The sequence below is a fragment of the Pseudomonas asiatica genome (assembly GCF_009932335.1).
Taxonomy (GTDB): domain Bacteria; phylum Pseudomonadota; class Gammaproteobacteria; order Pseudomonadales; family Pseudomonadaceae; genus Aquipseudomonas; species Aquipseudomonas asiatica.
The window spans coordinates 1,623,710-1,639,616 of record NZ_BLJF01000001.1; the positions used below are offsets into that span (position 1 = coordinate 1,623,710).

General features: G+C 64.1%; 14 protein-coding genes and 2 pseudogenes. 6 read left to right on the forward strand and 10 right to left on the reverse strand.

Annotated features, from left to right (window positions below; translation table 11 throughout):
* From GYA95_RS07645 to GYA95_RS07655, 3 genes and pseudogenes are all read right to left on the reverse strand, one after another.
* On the reverse strand, positions 1–753 hold the full coding sequence (locus GYA95_RS07645; protein ID WP_013972160.1) for an SDR family NAD(P)-dependent oxidoreductase: 753 nt from the start codon (positions 751–753) through the stop codon (positions 1–3).
* Positions 750–1,172 (reverse strand): nuclear transport factor 2 family protein, encoded by a 423-nt coding sequence (locus GYA95_RS07650; RefSeq protein ID WP_015270038.1) that lies wholly within the window; start codon positions 1,170–1,172, stop codon positions 750–752. The genes GYA95_RS07645 and GYA95_RS07650 overlap by 4 nt, the downstream gene beginning before the upstream one ends.
* A 102-nt stretch (positions 1,173–1,274) precedes the next feature.
* A pseudogene (locus GYA95_RS07655) lies at positions 1,275–1,721 on the reverse strand (PAS domain S-box protein).
* A gap of 154 nt (positions 1,722–1,875) precedes the next feature.
* Here GYA95_RS07655 and GYA95_RS07660 point away from each other — a divergent pair.
* The 4 genes and pseudogenes from GYA95_RS07660 to GYA95_RS07675 all read left to right on the forward strand — a co-directional run bounded on the left by GYA95_RS07660 (position 1,876) and on the right by GYA95_RS07675 (position 7,462).
* On the forward strand, positions 1,876–2,763 hold the full coding sequence (locus GYA95_RS07660) for a MerR family transcriptional regulator (RefSeq protein ID WP_015270040.1): 888 nt from the start codon (positions 1,876–1,878) through the stop codon (positions 2,761–2,763).
* 217 nt (positions 2,764–2,980) lie between these two features.
* Positions 2,981–4,165: pseudogene (locus GYA95_RS07665) on the forward strand (porin).
* A gap of 269 nt (positions 4,166–4,434) precedes the next feature.
* Positions 4,435–5,598 carry a nitric oxide-sensing protein NosP gene (gene nosP, locus GYA95_RS07670; RefSeq protein WP_015270041.1) on the forward strand — a complete coding sequence of 388 codons (1,164 nt, stop codon included), beginning with the start codon at positions 4,435–4,437 and terminating at the stop codon, positions 5,596–5,598.
* On the forward strand, positions 5,567–7,462 hold the full coding sequence (locus GYA95_RS07675) for a PAS domain-containing hybrid sensor histidine kinase/response regulator (RefSeq protein ID WP_015270042.1): 1,896 nt from the start codon (positions 5,567–5,569) through the stop codon (positions 7,460–7,462). Before nosP ends, GYA95_RS07675 begins: the two co-directional genes overlap by 32 nt.
* A 170-nt stretch (positions 7,463–7,632) precedes the next feature.
* Here GYA95_RS07675 and GYA95_RS07680 read toward each other — a convergent pair whose 3' ends face one another.
* The 6 genes from GYA95_RS07680 to GYA95_RS07705 all read right to left on the reverse strand — a co-directional run bounded on the left by GYA95_RS07680 (position 7,633) and on the right by GYA95_RS07705 (position 12,960).
* Positions 7,633–8,298: a response regulator transcription factor gene (locus GYA95_RS07680; RefSeq protein WP_015270043.1), complete on the reverse strand. Its 666-nt coding sequence runs from the start codon at positions 8,296–8,298 to the stop codon at positions 7,633–7,635.
* Positions 8,299–8,355: 57 nt separating this feature from the next.
* Positions 8,356–8,916 carry a PQQ-dependent catabolism-associated CXXCW motif protein gene (locus GYA95_RS07685; protein ID WP_015270044.1) on the reverse strand — a complete coding sequence of 187 codons (561 nt, stop codon included), beginning with the start codon at positions 8,914–8,916 and terminating at the stop codon, positions 8,356–8,358.
* 304 nt (positions 8,917–9,220) lie between these two features.
* On the reverse strand, positions 9,221–10,012 hold the full coding sequence (locus GYA95_RS07690) for an ABC transporter permease (RefSeq protein WP_013972167.1): 792 nt from the start codon (positions 10,010–10,012) through the stop codon (positions 9,221–9,223).
* Positions 10,009–10,749, reverse strand: coding sequence for an ABC transporter ATP-binding protein (locus GYA95_RS07695; protein WP_015270045.1), 741 nt, complete (start codon positions 10,747–10,749; stop codon positions 10,009–10,011). The genes GYA95_RS07690 and GYA95_RS07695 overlap by 4 nt, the downstream gene beginning before the upstream one ends.
* The gene (locus GYA95_RS07700; RefSeq protein WP_015270046.1) at positions 10,746–11,735 is read right to left on the reverse strand and encodes a YVTN family beta-propeller repeat protein; all 990 of its coding nucleotides are present in this window, start codon (positions 11,733–11,735) and stop codon (positions 10,746–10,748) included. Before GYA95_RS07700 ends, GYA95_RS07695 begins: the two co-directional genes overlap by 4 nt.
* Before the next feature lie 31 nt (positions 11,736–11,766).
* A complete protein-coding gene (locus GYA95_RS07705; protein ID WP_015270047.1) occupies positions 11,767–12,960 on the reverse strand; it encodes an ABC transporter substrate-binding protein in 1,194 nt (397 codons plus the stop codon).
* Between the two features lie 151 nt (positions 12,961–13,111).
* Here GYA95_RS07705 and GYA95_RS07710 point away from each other — a divergent pair, with 151 nt between their 5' ends.
* Positions 13,112–14,386 (forward strand): HAMP domain-containing sensor histidine kinase, encoded by a 1,275-nt coding sequence (locus GYA95_RS07710; protein ID WP_015270048.1) that lies wholly within the window; start codon positions 13,112–13,114, stop codon positions 14,384–14,386.
* The gene (locus tag GYA95_RS07715) at positions 14,386–15,024 is read left to right on the forward strand and encodes a response regulator (protein ID WP_003257635.1); all 639 of its coding nucleotides are present in this window, start codon (positions 14,386–14,388) and stop codon (positions 15,022–15,024) included. The genes GYA95_RS07710 and GYA95_RS07715 overlap by 1 nt, the downstream gene beginning before the upstream one ends.
* Positions 15,025–15,203: 179 nt before the next feature.
* Here the strand turns inward: GYA95_RS07715 and GYA95_RS07720 are convergent, their stop codons facing one another.
* Entirely contained in the window at positions 15,204–15,863 is a 660-nt protein-coding gene (locus GYA95_RS07720; RefSeq protein WP_015270049.1) for a pentapeptide repeat-containing protein, read from the reverse strand.
* Positions 15,864–15,907: the final 44 nt, after the last annotated feature.

Below are 15,907 nucleotides of genomic sequence, written 5' to 3' on the forward strand. Positions count from 1 at the left end.
TCATTCCTGTTCATGACGGGCAAGGCGTTGCCCAAGCCCCAGGCGCAGGCGCGCGGGCAGTGCGCCAAGCAGGCGCAATACCAGGATGAAAAGCCGGGGAAAGTTGATTTCCAGCGGGCGCTCGGGAAGGCGTTTGGCAATATGGCTGGCTGCGCGCTGCGCCGACCACAGCTGCGGCATGGGGAAATCGTTGCGACGGGTCAATGGCGTGTCGACAAAGCCCGGGTTGACGAGGGTGACGGCGATGCCTTCGCGGGCCAGGTCGATGCGCTGCGATTCCACCAGATAACGCACGGCTGCCTTGGACGCGCCATAGGCGCCGGCACGGGGCAAGGCCAGCCAGGTCACCGAACTGCCCATGACCACCAGATGAGGGCGTTGACCGGCGCGAAGCAAGGGCAGGGCCGCTGCCAGGCAGTAGCTGACAGCAAGGAAATTGGTACGGACCACGCGCTCGACCAAGGCAGGGTCGAAATGGTCCGGCTCCAGGTACTCGCAGGTGCCTGCATTGAGGATCACCCTGTCCAGCGCTCCCCAGGCCTGCTCGATACGGGTTGCGATCCCGGCGACCTGTACGGGGTCGTCCAGGTCGCCAATGGCCAGCAGCACCTGCCCGGGAAAACGTTCAGCCAACGGGGCGAGACGATCTGCATGTCGTGCGCCCAAGGCAACCTGGTGGCCTTGCTCCAGCAGGCATTGTGCAAGTGCGGCACCGATACCGCTGCTTGCGCCTGTCAGCCAGCAGCGGCTCATGCCATCCGGCCTTTGAGCCATCGAATCGCACCGCCCATGACCGGAACATGTTCGTAGAGCAGGGCTGCTGCGTCGAAATAGTCCTGGTGAAAATGGACCCGGTCATGCCATTGCAGGTAACTGCATCCTTGCAAGCTGATCTGCTGACCGCGGGCCAGGCGTGGGTGGCGAAACTGCAGGGTCCAGCGCAGGTAACCTTGCCCGGGCATCACTTCGTCGATGCTGGAAAAGGCATAGCGAATGTCGTGAGCGTTGGCGTACAACTGCGCGAAATAGGTTCGCAGAGCGCGCAGCCCCTGGATCTGATGCAACGGATCGCGAAAAGTGACATCGTCGCTGTACAGCTTTTCAAGGGTGCCGAGGTTGCCCCCGTCGAGTCTGCTGAAGTGCTCGGCGAATTGCTGCAGATACGCTGACATGCTGGACTCCAGGAAATCCTGTACAGAAATGGCTTGTTGTACAGGTATATCTGAAGTCTAAGCGTAAATCTATACAAGTCAACGATCTTGTATAGGTTTTGTTCAGCGCTCAGCCTGGCCCAGTTGTCGGCGCAATTCAGCCACCTCGGCCTCCAGCTCGCGTAGCTTCTCCTCAGCGAAAATCTGCGCTGTGACATCGCGCTGGATGCCGATGTAGTACGTCAACTGGTCCGCCTAGTTGTACACCGGCGTGACGGACAACTCGTTCCAGAACAAGCTCCCGTCCTTGCGGTAATTGCGCAGCACCTGGCAGCACGGCAGGCCTCCACGGATCGCCTCGCGGATGTTGGCAAGGCCGGCCTGGCCATGATCGTCGCCCTGCAGAAAACGGCAGTCCTGATACAGGATGTCCTCGGCGCGATAGCCGGTCAGGCGCTCGAAGGCGGGGTTGACGTAGATAAGGATGCTGTCGTCGCCCTCCTGCTCTGCGACGACGATGCCATCGTTGGAATGCTCGACCATCAGTTGCATGAGTTTCGCGTTGATCATGGGGCCCACCTACAGGCATTTAGGATGCGAAGTGCGCGGCCTGGCCTGCGTGCAGAAGGCCTCGGCGCCGTTTGTTGCATGATGACCCAAGGAGGCTCGCCGCAGAAGGTGCATATGGGTTTAGAATGTGCCACCCCCCAGATAAACCCTCATCATGACTGACGCCACCCCAGCCGATTTGCTACCCATGCGCGATGTGGTCAGCCTGACCGGCATCAATCCGGTGACCTTGCGGGCATGGGAGCGGCGCCATGGGTTGATAAGCCCGCAGCGCACCGAGGGCGGCCATCGCCTTTATACCGCCCGCGATGTCCAGCGCATACGCGACATCTTGCGCTGGACTGGCAATGGGGTGCCCATCAGCAAGGTAGGCGGCATGCTCGCAGGCCAGCCGGATGCGCCGGTGCAGCAGCACTCGGCGTTCGACGACTGGCGCGCTGCCGTGGAGCGTGCAACCAAGGCATTCGATACACAAGCGCTGGAAAGCATCCATGGGCAGTTGTTCACCGTCCTGCCCAAGTCCACCGTGCTGCGTGAGGTGCTGATGCCAGTCTGGCATGGCCTGGCCTCAGGCATTGCGCCGGGCCAGCGTAGCCAATGGCTGTTTCTGGACATGTTCCTGCGCGCCCGCCTGCTGATGCGCCTGCAGATGAACCAGGCCGATGCACCGCGCGTGCTGCTGGCAGGCACCGAGGGGCAAGCCGAACTGCAGGTATTGTGCACCGGGCTGCTGTTGAGCAGCGAGCAGCAACGCATCGAAGTGCTCGGTTGCGGGCAGCCGCTGGAAGAAATACCCATGCTGTGTGCAGCAATGCAGCCCGCAGCAGTGGTGATCAAGGTCCAGGTGCCGGTGGACCCTGCCTTGGCCAGGCGCCTGCGTTCGCTGCAAATGGCAATCGTTTGTCCGCTGGCCTTGATTGGCGAGGGATTGGCCGATTTACAACCAGCCTGGCAAGGCCTCCCGCTGTGTCTGCTGGACGAGCAGCGCGCTGACGTCGCCCCCATGCTGAATGCCTTGCTCAGTGGTGCCCTGGACCTTTGACAGGGGCCCGCTGTAGTCTGCCGTACTGATCCTTGCCTGCTCCTGTGGGTTACGCCAGAAGTCTTGCCTCTGGGCGTAACCCGGTCCTGGGCCGGAATCATCACGCCGCGCGCGCAGGCCCAAAGCACCTGGCAGCCCCCTCCAAGGCAGCGTTTCTGGCTGTTTGCCAGCTTCTGATAATCGCCTCCGACATCCCGTCCCCGTTTCGGAGCGCGACATGTACAACAATAAGAATCTGTCCCCACGTTTGCTGGCGGCTGTTACCGTCAGCCTGTCGACCCTTTGCCTGAGCAGCCTGGCCCAGGCCGAGATCATGCTGTACGACAAGGACCAGACGACGTTTTCCACCGACGGCTATATCAACGCCTTCTACGTCAACAGCGATGTCGATCGGCAGGGTGAGCAGTTCGATCGCCGCCAGTCACGGGTGAAGATGGGCTTTCTGCCCAACTACCTGGGCTTCAACATGGGCAAGCAGGTAGATGACCTGAAGCTCGGCGCGCGAGCCTCGTTCTGGGTGACCATCAACGACAGCGAAACCAACGGTACCGACACCGCCATCGACGTGCGCCAGTTCTACGGCACCGTGGCCAACCCCGAGTGGGGCGAGGTGCTGATCGGCAAGGACTTCGGGCTGTTCGCCCGTTCCAATATCCTGCTCGACGAACTGCTGGCCGGTTATGGCCAGGTCAGTGACACCCTGGGGCTGGTTGACGGCGGCGGGGTCTCGTTCGGCAACATCGGTAGCGGCTACCCGTACCCGTTCCCCACCTCGTAGATCACCTATCGCACCCCAGTGATGGACGGCCTGCGGGTGGCGGTGGGCATCATGGACCCGGTGGACACCAACGACAGCAGCCCGACCGGCAAGGCCTACCAGGAAAACCCGCGTACCGAAAGCGAGATCACCTACCAGTTCGACCTGGGTGGGGCGCAGATCTACAGCTGGCTCAACGGCAGCTACCAGACCTCCGACAACACCGACCCGGCGGTGCAGTCGGTCACCTCCAAAGGTGTCGGCTACGGTGTGCAGGCGAAGATGGGGGGGCTGTCGCTGACCGGCTCGGGGTTCCAGGCCAAGGGCATCAACCCGTTCTTCACCAACAACGCTGGCGAACCGACCTTGCGCAATGTCGACAGCGACGGCTACCTGCTGCAGGGCTCCTACAAGGTCGGCAAGAACCGGGTGGCGCTGTCGTATGGCAAGACCAAGGACGATGGCAACGGCGCGGTGGGCAGTGGTGCGGATTATGAAACCCGTGGCGTGGCGCTGTTCCATGACGTCAACGACAACCTCAAGCTGGTTGCCGAGTACAACCAGTTCTCCATCGACGGCCATGAAACCAGTGACCAGAACGAAGACACCGATACCTTTGCGGTGGGGGCGGTGCTCACCTGGTAAGCCTTGCCAGACCGGGCAACACGGTCAATTGTAGGAGCGGCCTTGTGTCGCGAAAGGGCCGCAAAGCGGCCCCAGGATTTCAGCAGCGATGCACAAATTGCTGGGGCTGCTTTGCAGCCCTTTCGCGACACAAGGCCGCTCCTACAAGGTCCCGCGCATGCCGGTGATATTACGTCCATGGAACCGCCCACCCGCTACCCAAGTAGCATTCGTCCTCGATGATCGCCTTCGTACACTCATCACTCAGCCACCCCGCGCCGGAGACCACGATGCAGCAGGCTCACAACGACGGTGTGGTCAGCGCCATGTCCCAGGCAACCGACGCCCGGCAGGCAGCCCAGGAGCTGGCGGCGCAGTTGCTGCACCCGCACCTGGGCTTCGTGCTGTTCTTCTGCTCCGCCGAGTACGACCTGCAGGCCCTGGGCGAAGCCCTGGAGCAGGGTTTTGGCGGCATCCGCCTGGTCGGTTGCACCAGCGCCGGGGAAATCACCCCGCAGGGCTATGGCCGCAACTGCATAACGGCAGTGGGGTTCGATCATCGGCACTTTTCCATCGCCACCGAGCTGATCGACGAAATGGAGCACTTCAGCCTGATCGACGCCCAGCAGATGGTCGAGCGCCTGGTCGGCACCTGCCGCAGCAATAACCTGGCGCCGATCAAGGGCCACAGCTTTGCCCTGACCCTGCTAGACGGCTTGTCCAGCCGCGAGGAAATGGTGCTTGCCGCCCTCAGTGCGGCCCTGGGCGACATCCCGCATTTCGGCGGCTCGGCCGGCGACGACAACTACCTGACCCGCACCCATGTGTATTTCGGCGGCGCGTTCCACCACGGCGCGGCGGTGGTGGTGCTGGTCAATACCTGGCTCGACTTCGAAGTGTTCACCACCCACCACATCCTGCCGCGCCAGGAAAAGCTGGTGGTCACCGGTGCCGACAGTGCCCAGCGCCGGGTCTTCGAACTGAATGCCGAGCCAGCTGCCGAGGAATACGCCCGGCACATCGGCGTGCCGGTGGCCGAGCTCGATCATCGTGTGTTCGCTGCCCATCCGCTGGCCGTGCGCATCCACGACCAGTACTACGTGCGGGCGATACAGCAGGTGCACCCGGACCTGAGCCTGAGTTTCTACTGCGCTGTTGAAAACGGCATCGTGCTCACCGCCATGACCCCAGGCCCGCTGTTGCCGAACCTGCACCAGTTGTTCGACGGCTTGCAGCAGCGCCTCGGCCCGCTGCTGCTGACCATCGGTTGCGATTGCTTCCTGCGGCGGCTGGAGCTGGAAGCCCGGGACGGGCTGGAAGCGGTCGGTGCGTTCCTGCGCGAGCAGCGGGTGATCGGCTTCAACACCTACGGAGAACAGTTCGATGGCATGCACATCAACCAGACCTTCACCGGAGTCGCCATTGCCCGCAACCGGCCTCCTGTCGGTCGCTGAACTGCAGGCCGAGGTCGCCCGGCTGCAGCACCAGAACCACAAGCTGCAGCGTATCAACGGCGCCCTGATCGAGCGTATCGAGTCCGGCGTCACGCGTGGCAACGACCCTTATGCCGCGTTTCAGCATTCGGTGGTGCTGGCCGAGCAGGTGCGCGAACGCACCGAAGCGCTGAACCAGGCCATGGCCGAGCTCAAGGCCGTCAACCACCTGCTCAGCGAGGCCCGGCAGCGGGCCGAGACGGCACACCAGCACCAGATCCGCCTGATCACCGACCATGTGCCGGCGCTGATCGCTTACCTGAATGCCGACCTGGTCTACGAATTCACCAACAAGGTCTATGAAGAATGGTATTGCTGGCCTCGCGGCGTGATGCTGGGCCAGAGCCTGCGCGAGGCCCACAGCGAGCAGCATTACCAGCGCCTGGAGGCCTACGTGGCGCGGGCGCTGGCGGGGGAGAGCGTAACCTTCGAGTTTGCCGAAACCAACATCAACGGCCAGGAACGCTACATGCTGCGCTCCTACGTGCCGAACCGCCTGGCCAATGGTGAAGTGGTGGGCATCTTCGTGTTGATCCGCGACATCACCGAGCGCCGTAATACCGCACAGGCGCTGCACCAGGCGTATCAGCACCTGGAGCAACGGGTACGCGAGCGCACGGCCGAGCTGACCAGCCTCAACGAGCAGCTGCTGCGCGAAATCGAGGAGCGCAGCCGGGTGGAATCGCGCCTGCGCGAGGCCAAGCGCGAGGCCGAGCAGGCCAACCTGTCGAAAACCAAGTTCCTTGCCGCCGTCAGCCATGACCTGCTGCAGCCACTGAACGCGGCGCGGCTGTTCACCAGCGCCTTGCTCGAACACCGCGAGCCGCACAACAGTGCCCACCTGGTGCGTAATGTCAGCAACTCGCTGGAGGATGTGGAGAACCTGCTAGGTACCCTGGTGGATATTTCCAAGCTCGATGCTGGCGTGATCAAGGCCGATGTCGCCCCGTTCGCCCTGCGCGAACTGATGGACAACCTCGCTGCCGAATACGCCCAGGTGGCGCGCAGCGAAGGGCTTGAACTGCATTTCGTGGGCTGTTCCGCCGTGGTCCGTAGTGACATCCAGCTGCTGGCGCGGATCCTGCGCAACCTGCTCAGCAATGCCATTCGCTACACCCGCAGTGGGCGCGTGGTGCTGGGCTGCCGGCGCCAGCGTGGCGGCTTGCGGATCGAAGTATGGGACAGCGGGATCGGTATCGCCGAAGAGCACCTGGAAGAAATGTTCCAGGAGTTCAGGCGCGGTGATGTGCAGCGTCCGGACCAGGACCGTGGCTTGGGCCTGGGCCTGGCGATCGTGGAAAAGATCGCCGGCATTCTTGGCCACCGGATTCGGGTGCGTTCATGGCTTGGCAAAGGCTCGGTATTCGCGGTCGAAGTGCCGCTGAGCACCATCGCGCCCAAGGCCCAGCCGAGCCAGGCAATCAGCGAGCCGATGCTCGAACGCCTGCGCGGGGCGCGGGTGTGGGTACTGGATAACGATGCGGCGATTTGCGCTGGCATGCGCACCCTGCTGGAGGGGTGGGGCTGCCGGGTGGTCACCGCGCTGTCGGAGGAGGACCTGGCGCGCCAGGTGGACAACTACCATGCCGAGGCCGACCTGCTGATCGCCGACTACCACCTGGACAATGACTGCAATGGCGTCGACGCCGTGGCGCGGATCAATGCCCGCCGTACCCAGCCCTTGCCGGCGATGATGATCACCGCCAACTACAGCAACGAGCTCAAGCAACAGATCCGCGAGCAGGGCCACACCCTGATGCACAAGCCGGTGCGGCCGATGAAGCTTAAGGCGGCGATGAGCCATTTGCTGGGCAGCCAGGGCTAGCCGTGATGCCAGACAATCGGACCCAAAGGCTGCTCAGTACCTGTAGGAGCAGCCTTGCGCTGCGAAGAGTCCATTACTGCTAGAGAAGATTTTTGCCTTGCCGGCCTCTTCGCAGCACAAGGCTGCTCCTACAGGGCAATGAGGTAGCCTGGGAAAGGAGCAGGGACAGGTCAACGCCGCAGGTAATCACCGAAATCGATATCACCGGCACTGAGGATGGCCTGCACCCGGTTGTGCACGTTGAGCTTGCGCAGGATCGCCGAAACGTGGGCCTTGACCGTGGTCTCGGCGATATCCAGGGTGTAGGCGATCTGCTTGTTCGACTCGCCCTTGGTCATGCGCTCGAGCACCAGCAGCTGCTTGCGGGTCAGAGCCTGGAGCATCTCCGGCGGGAAGCTCGGGGCATCGTTCAGGCGCCGGCTGGTGCTGCTTTTCTGGGCTCGGATGATGTCGGGCGGCAGGTAGACATTGCCGTTGAGGATCTGCTCGATCGCTTCGATCATCTGTGAACGTGGCGAGGACTTGGTGATGAAGCCCACCGCGCCATAAGTGATGGCCTGCAGCACGATCTGCTTTTCCTGCTCGGCCGAGACGATCACCACCGGCGTGGTCGGTGCCTCGTTGCGCAGGGTGATCAGGCCATTGAGGCCATGCATACCGGGCATGTTCAGGTCGAGCAGGATCAGGTCGAGGTCGTCATGTTCGCGGGTCAGCGCCAGGGCGCTGTCCAGGTCGGCAGTTTCCATGACTTCGCTGCCCTGGAAACCATCGCTGATAACGTTGTGGATGGCTTCGCGAAACAGGGGGTGATCGTCGGCAATCAGAATTTTGTACATGGCCTTTTCACCTCGTTTTTATTGGATGGAGCGGGCACGCGTTTGCAGGCGATGAATTCAGGGGAAGGGTTCCGGCTGCGCTGGCTGCAGCGGCAGGTTGGCCTGTTGCCAGGCGTCCAGGCCATCGCGGTACCAATACAGATTCTTATAGCCCAGTGCTTTCGCGCGTTTTACCGCGTTCCAGCTTAACCAGCAATCGGAGCGGCAGTAAAAGACCAGCGGTTGCTCCGTGCGCCCGGCGGTGGCTAGTTGCAGGTTGCGCACGAAGTAATCGTGCCACGCCGGGCTCAGCTCGCCGTCGCCGGTGTTGGCCAGCCAGCGGCTGCCGGGGATGTTGGCGTGGGGTTCATCTTCGATGAAGCGGCCTTGCAGCCATTGGCGGCGATAGACGTCGATCAGCACCGGCTTGGGGGTGTGCCCCAGCAGGCCTTGCAGCATGGCGGTGTCGATGACCTGGCCGCCCTCGACCTGCTGTGGGGTCGGGCTGCGGTAGAGGGAGGTGCGGTAGCCGTCGGCGGAGAATAGCGGCGTGGTGTCGGCCAAGGCAGCGCCTAGCGTCAGGCTCAGGGAAAGCGCCGCCAGCAATGGGCGTGGCAGCCGGGGCAGGGCACGTGGCATGGGGGTTGTCCTTTTTGTTATAGGCCCATTACATGCCAGTGGCGGTGCATTGTGAATGCGACGATCAGACAGCAAAGGCAGTACCAAAGTAGTAGAAAGCCGGGCGCGCAAACCTGTGGGAGATTGCCCAACCCTTTGGGCTACGCTGTCGCACAGGGAACAATGTTCGAGAGCGTGTCACCTTCCCTTGTGGGAGCGGGCGTGCCCGCGAACACCGGCGAAGCCGGTGCCATACACCGCGTCGCCTGTTTCGCGGGCGCGCCCGCTCCCACAGGGTTCGCGCTAAGCGATGGATCGCTGCCGCTCAGCGTGGCTTGCGCAGCGCCGCATGCTGGGGGTTGAAGGTGAGGATCGCCAGCAGGGTGAACAGCACGGTCAGCCCCAGGCATACCGCCAGCGCCAGCGGGTTGAAGCGCTCATACAAGGCAAAGCGCACCAGCTCCACGGCATGGGTGAACGGGTTCACTGCACACAGCCAGTACAGCCACTGGCTGGCCTCGCGCATCTTCCACAACGGGTACAGCGCCGAGGACAGGAAGAACAGCGGGAATATCACGAAGTTCATCACCCCGGCAAAGTTCTCCAGCTGGCGAATCGCATTCGATAGCAACAGGCCCAGGGCGCTGAGCATCAGCGCCACCAGCAACAACGCTGGCAGCGCCAGCAACAGGCCCGCAGCCGGTGGCTGCACGCCATACAACCAGGCGATGGCAAGGAAGGCGTACACCTGCAGCAGGGAGATCAACGAGGTCGCCAGCAGCTTGCTGCCGAGCAGGAAGGGCCGCGGCAACGGGCTGGTCAGCAACACGCGCATGCTGCCCATCTCCCGGTCATAGACCATCGACAGCGAGCCCTGCATGCCGTTGAACAGCAGGATCATGCAGGCAAGGCCCGGAATGATGTACACCTCGTAGGGGATGTAGGTGTCGTAGGGCTCGATGATCGCAATGCCCAGGGCCGCGCGAAAGCCGGCGGCGAACACCAGCAGCCACAGCAGCGGGCGCACCAGGGCGCTGAGAAAACGGGTGCGCTGCAGGACGAAACGCAGGCATTCGCGCAGGAGAATGCCGTTGAAGCACTGCCAGTAAGCGTTCATCGGGCATTGGCTCCTGTGGGGGCGCTGGTCAGGCGGGCAAAGGCATGGTCGAGGTCACCGCCGTGCTCCAGGCTCAGGGCATCGGCCGTGCCGCTGGCCACCAGGCGCCCTTGATGCAGGATCAGCAGGTCATCGCTGGGCTGCACTTCGTCCAGCAGATGGGTGGTCCACAGCACACTGAGGCGCTGCTCGCGGCACAGCAGCCGCAGGTGCTGGTTGAGCGCCAGGCGGCTGGCCGGGTCGAGGCCAACGCTGGCCTCGTCGAGCAACAGCAAACGCGGCTCATGCAGCAGCGCGCGGGCAATCTCCACCCGGCGCCGATGGCCGATGTTCAGCGCCCGGACCGGTTCGCGCCGCCGCTCATCGAGCCCCTGGCGGGCCAACTCGGCATCGACCCGAACATTGCCCTGGCGCCGCGACAGGCCGTGCAGCGAGGCGTGGTAGCGCAGGTTCTGCTCCACGCTCAGGTCAAGGTCGAGGGTGCTTTGCTGGAACACCACGCCCAGCTGGCGCAAGGCCGGGCGTGTGGCGTTGCGCAGCGAGCAGCCGCACACGCGGATGTCGCCATGCTGCAGGTCGTACAAGCGGGTGAGCAGGGCGATCAAGGTCGACTTGCCGGCGCCATTGGGGCCCAGCAAGGCGGCGAAGCGCCCGGGCGCCAGGCTGAAGCCGACGTGCCTGAGCGCCTCGCGCTGGCCGTAGGCAAAGCTCACGTCACTGACTTCGAGGGTATTCATGGCGTCACCACCACGCCCCAGGGGTAGCGGCCGACCTTCACCGACTTGAGCACCTTGAGGTTTTTTGCATCGATCACCGAAACGTCGCCACTGACCCCGTTGGTGGCCAGCAACTGGCTCTGGTCCGGGGTGAACGCCAGTTGCCAGACCCGCCGGCCCACCAGCAGGTAGTCGAGTACCTCATAGGTCTTGGCATCGACCACCGCCACATGGTTGGCAGGGCCCAGGGCGACGAACGCGTACTTGCCATCGGCGCTGAGCTTGATGCCTACCGGCTGGACCTTGTCCGGGTGCACGCCCTTGATCTGGAAGTTCAGGGTTTTCAGCACCTGGCGGCTGGCCACGTCGAGGATGGTCACCGTGCCGCCGATTTCTGCCGAGGCCCACAGCCGCGAGCCGTCCTGGCTGAACTCGACGAAGCGCGGCCGCTGGTCCACCGGGGTGCTGTCTGCCAGTGTCTGGGTGCTGGTGTCGATCCAGTGCAGCATGTTGGTGGTTTCGCTGGTGTTGACCGCCCATTTGCCATCCGGGCTCACCGCCATGCCTTCGGGCTCGATGCCGACGTCGATTTGCCCGAGCACCTTGTCGGTCTGGGTATCGATTACCGTCACCAGCGCGTCGTCCTCGTTGGACACGTACAACCAGCGGTCGTTGGGGTGCAGGGCGAACTGCTCGGGGTCCTTGCCGGAGGGCAGTTCCTTGATGATCTTGCGGGTGGCCACATCCATCACTTGCACCCGGTCCGAATCGCTGGCGCAGATGTACAGCAGCGTGTTGTCGTGGGACAACAGCAGGCCGCGCGGGCGCTGGCCCACTGGCAGGGTCTCGGTGACTTGCAGAGTCTGCATGTCGATCAGGCTGATGCTGTTGTCCTTCTCGTTCGATACCCAGGCGGTGGCGGCCACGACGTGCCCGCTGGCAAGGGCCAGGGCGCCCGACAGCAGGCTGGGGTAAAGCAGTGCCCGGTGAAAAGGGGAGCGACGCATGGCGAAATCCTTTTTTGTTGTGGTTATCGGGTCAGGGGTAGCCGCAGGTCACTTCGGGCCTGTCGTAGCCCAGGCTGTCCATTTCGTTGAGCGGGTGCAGGAAGCCCTCCTGCGGAGAGGTACTGACCAGGGCCCGCGGCTGCACCAGCGGGATCGGCTGGCGCAGCTCGCCGTTCCACGGGCGGTAGCTGAGCTTGCGGCCCTTGAAGCCGTCCAGCGGCAACTGCTCGCTGAGCAGCAGTTGCTGCAGGGCGCGGGGCTCGGCCTGGCGCAGTTTGCTCACTGCGCTGGCGACGCTGCGCACGGCCATCCAGGCGGCGAAGTCGCGGTCGTTCATCCAGCGCCCGGCCTGGGCTTCGAAGCGCTTTTGCAACTGCGCCGCGCCGAAGGTTTCAACGGTCTTGTGCCAGCCGGTGGGGGTCAGGCCCTGGGTGCCGGCTACCGGCCGCGGATACCAGGTCTGGTAGGGCAGGTACTCGCCGAAGTCGCCGCGTTCGTCAGCCACCAGCACCACGTCGTACTCGGCGGTTTGGGTGAACAGCGGCATGTCGGCCTGGGCGCTGCGGCGCTGGTCGTTGTCGAATGTCCAGGCTTTCTCCGCGACCAGCTGCATGCCAAAGCGCTTCATGGCGCGGCGCAGGGCCGCCGCATAGGCCCGGTCATCGTCGGTCTGGCCGACGACCAACAGCGCCCGTTGCCATTTGCGCATTACCAGGAACTGCGCCAGGGCATCGGCCAGCATGGCGCGGCTGGGCAGGCTGTGCAGCACATTGCCCAGGCACTGGCTGCTGCGCAGGCTGTCGTCCGGGCTGCCGGCGTTGAACAGCAGGCTGTCGGGCAGGGCGGCAGATAGCGCGCGCAGGCTGGCGGCGGGGGCATTTACCACGAACAGCCGCAGGCCCTGGTCATGCTGGGCCTTGGCAGCCTGCAGCAGGGCTTCGGGGCTTTCGACCGTGGCATTGGCCAGGTGGAATTCCTGTTTGAGAAAACGCCCGCTGCTGTTGCTGTCGACAATCGCCAGTTCGGCGCCCTGCAGCCCGGCATCGGTGGGTTCGGGAATGATGTTGGACAGCAGCGGGCCGGGATCGGGGCGATAGCCGAGATAGCCGATGCGCACCTGCAACGGTTCCCCGCCCGGGGCCTGTGCGGCGAGTGCCGAGCTTGCAGAAAGCGTCGCGGCCAGGGCCAGCAGGCAGGTCATGGCAAGGTGGGCAGGCAGGCGCATAAGGCAACTCCACGGCAGATGGCGCCAGCATAGGAAGCGCGCCGGGAGGGGGGAATATGCAGAAAGTAGCGCTCGCCCGGTACCAAGGTAGTAATTCACCACATGGGCGCGGGTTTTACGATGGCCGCAGCAACCCCGAGGAGAACTGCCCATGCGCCTTGTCAACCTTTCGGCCCTGTGGCGGATCAACCTCTGGGTCACTTGTTGCTTCGCGATGTTGACGCTGGCCTGTGCCGTGGTGCTGTTGCGCCAGGCGGTGGCTGACGTGGAGCGGGAGTTGCAGTCGGCGCAAGCCGTGGTGGCATACCTCGGCGACACTGCCGAGCGCGACCCGCAGAGCCTGCAACCACGGCTGACGCAAAGCCTGCGCCATGTGCGGGTGCACTGGCTCGCGGCGGATGAACCTGCGCGGCTGCCGCAAGCAACCGGCCTGGATGCCTGGTTGGGCCGCCAACTGCTTGGGCAGCGCCACGACAGCAGCCGGCTGCTGGAGCTGGGGGATGGTCGCCGGGTAATGATCGCCGTGGATGCACGGGATGAAATCGACGAGGTGCGTGACTCCCTGCAGCAGTTGTTGGTCCTGTGCGGCCTTGCGTTGCTGCTGAGCTTGTTGACCATCCGCTGGGCGGTGCGGCGGGGCATGGGCTTGCTGGACGATCTGCTGCAGGCCTTGCGCCAGGTCTCGGGTGGGCAATTGACCGCACGCCTGCGCGAGGCCGGCCTGCCGGAGGCGCGCCAATTGGCGGAGCACTTCAACCGCATGACCGCGTCTCTGGAGCAGGCCCGCTGCGACAATACCCAACTCACCCAGGCCCTGCTGGCGGTGCAGGAGCAGGAGCGCACCCAGTTGGCGCAGACCCTGCACGACGATCTCGGGCAATACCTGGCGGGTATTCGGGCCCAGCTCTGCCTGCTGCGCATGGTCGCCGACCAGCCAACCGCGGTGGCGCAGACGACACGCACCCTGGAGCTCGATTGTGAACGCCTGCAGCAAGGTTTCCGCGCCCTGGTACATGACCTGTACCCGCTGGCGTTGCAGCACATGCCGCTGGCCGAAGCCTTCGGCCTGCTGGTGAGCCAATGGCAGGCCAGCCAGGGTATCGATTGCCGCCTGCGGGTAGGCGAGCATTTGCCGGCACTACCCGGGCCGAGTCGCACGCATTTGTATCGTTTGCTGCAGGAGGCGTTGACCAACGTCGCCCGTCACGCCGGCGCAAGCCAGGTGCGGGTGCGCCTGCAACGCAGCGCCAAGGGCTTGCGCCTGCTGGTTCGCGACAACGGTTGCGGTGCCAGCCAGCCCCAGCGCCCCGGGGTAGGCCTGCACTCGATGGCCGAGCGCGCCCGCAGCCTGGGCGGTGAGCTGCGCATCCTCAGCCGACCGGGTGCCGGCTGGGCGCTGGCCCTGAACATTCCCATGGAGGTGTGATGAATATCGTGTTGGTCGATGACCACGCCGTGGTCCGCCAGGGCTATGCCAGCCTGCTGCGAGCGGTGCTGCCGAAGGTACAGGTGCGTGAGGCTGCCAGTGGCGAAGAGGCGCTGGCGCGGGTTCAGGAACAGGTGCCCAACCTGGTGATCATGGACTTTGGCCTGCCAGGCATCAGCGGCCTGGAAACCACCCGGCGCCTGCGTCAGCGCCTGCCGCAATTGCGGGTGCTGTTCTTCAGCATGCATGACGAACTGCCGCTGGTGCGCCAGGCGCTGGATGCTGGTGCCTCGGGATACCTGACCAAGAACTCGGCGCCCGAAGTGCTGATCGAGGCGGTGCAGCGGGTGTTGGCCGGGCATGCCTATATCGAACAGCCCTTGGCCACCCAGCTGGCCTGCACGTCACAGCAGAATGCCAGCGACCCGCGCCTGCAGCGCATGACCCAGCGTGAGCTGGAAATTTTCGTGATGCTGGCCAAGGGCACCCCGGTGCGAGGGATTGCCGAGCAGTTGTGCATCAGTGCCAAGACCGTGTCCAACCACCTGACCTTGCTCAAGAGCAAGTTGCAGGTCAGCTCCCATGCCGAGCTGGTGCATCTGGGGATTGACCTGGGGGTGGTGCGGGTGGCGGGGTGAGGTGTTCTGCTACCTGGACGCTGCGCAGAGCCCTGTAGGAGCGGCCTTGTGTCGCGATGGGCCGCAAAGCGGCCCCCAGGGGCTTCAGCGTCAACGCAGCAATCGTCGGGGCTGCTTTGCAGCCCATCGCGACACAAGGCCGCTCCTACAGGGGGCCTGCGCAAGGCAGGATATCGGGCTCAATTGTCCCAGGTCTCGGGGCACCCCTTGCACCCCTCCATGTTGGCCTCTTGAAAATTCCCGTAATGCTGCCGCGCCCCGCGCAAGTCGGCGCGGGCCAGGTTGCTCTGGCCAAACTTGGCCTCCTGCAGGTTGGCATCGCCAAGGTCGGCCCCTTGCAGATCAGCCTTGCTCAGCCAGGCCATTTCCAGGTCCGCCGCGCGCAGGTTGGCCTGCTGCATCTTCGCCCCTGACAACCTTGCGAACTGCAGGTAGGCCGCGCTGAGGTCGGCCTTGGCAAGTTGCGCACCTTGGGCAAACAGGCCCCAGCCCTGAATCGCAACGAGCCGGCTTTGGCTCAGGTCGGCCAGGCGCAGGTTGCTTTGCTGCAGGCTGGCGCGGGTCAGGTTGGCGCCTTGCAGGTTGGCCTTTTCCAGGTTGGCCAGGTCCAGCCGGGCATGGCGCAGGTCCGCATCGCGCAGGTCGGCGCCGGCCAGGTTCATCTTGCGCAGGTCCTGGTTGGCCAGGTTGGCGCCCCGCAGGTCGGCCCCCGGGCACTGGCTGGCTTCGGCAATCACGCAGCCGTTGATTGTCAGGGGGGTATCGTTGCCAGCGTCGTCGGCATTCTCGGCCATGGCAGGAGACAGCACGATCAGCAAGGCAAGTGGCAGGTAGTTCATGGCGATAGGCTCTCAATGTGAAGTCGGGTACGCACCCTGGGGCC

Excerpts from the sequence above, each read along its gene's own strand:
- GYA95_RS07645 (WP_013972160.1), bottom strand. The coding sequence starts at position 753 with ATGAGCCGCTGCTGGCTGACAGGCGCAAGCAGCGGTATCGGTGCCGCA.
- GYA95_RS07650 (WP_015270038.1), bottom strand. The coding sequence starts at position 1,172 with ATGTCAGCGTATCTGCAGCAATTCGCCGAGCACTTCAGCAGACTCGAC.
- GYA95_RS07660 (WP_015270040.1), top strand. The coding sequence starts at position 1,876 with ATGACTGACGCCACCCCAGCCGATTTGCTACCCATGCGCGATGTGGTC.
- nosP (WP_015270041.1), top strand. The coding sequence starts at position 4,435 with ATGCAGCAGGCTCACAACGACGGTGTGGTCAGCGCCATGTCCCAGGCA.
- GYA95_RS07680 (WP_015270043.1), bottom strand. The coding sequence starts at position 8,298 with ATGTACAAAATTCTGATTGCCGACGATCACCCCCTGTTTCGCGAAGCC.
- GYA95_RS07685 (WP_015270044.1), bottom strand. The coding sequence starts at position 8,916 with ATGCCACGTGCCCTGCCCCGGCTGCCACGCCCATTGCTGGCGGCGCTT.
- GYA95_RS07690 (WP_013972167.1), bottom strand. The coding sequence starts at position 10,012 with ATGAACGCTTACTGGCAGTGCTTCAACGGCATTCTCCTGCGCGAATGC.
- GYA95_RS07695 (WP_015270045.1), bottom strand. The coding sequence starts at position 10,749 with ATGAATACCCTCGAAGTCAGTGACGTGAGCTTTGCCTACGGCCAGCGC.
- GYA95_RS07700 (WP_015270046.1), bottom strand. The coding sequence starts at position 11,735 with ATGCGTCGCTCCCCTTTTCACCGGGCACTGCTTTACCCCAGCCTGCTG.
- GYA95_RS07705 (WP_015270047.1), bottom strand. The coding sequence starts at position 12,960 with ATGCGCCTGCCTGCCCACCTTGCCATGACCTGCCTGCTGGCCCTGGCC.
- GYA95_RS07710 (WP_015270048.1), top strand. The coding sequence starts at position 13,112 with ATGCGCCTTGTCAACCTTTCGGCCCTGTGGCGGATCAACCTCTGGGTC.
- GYA95_RS07715 (WP_003257635.1), top strand. The coding sequence starts at position 14,386 with ATGAATATCGTGTTGGTCGATGACCACGCCGTGGTCCGCCAGGGCTAT.
- GYA95_RS07720 (WP_015270049.1), bottom strand. The coding sequence starts at position 15,863 with ATGAACTACCTGCCACTTGCCTTGCTGATCGTGCTGTCTCCTGCCATG.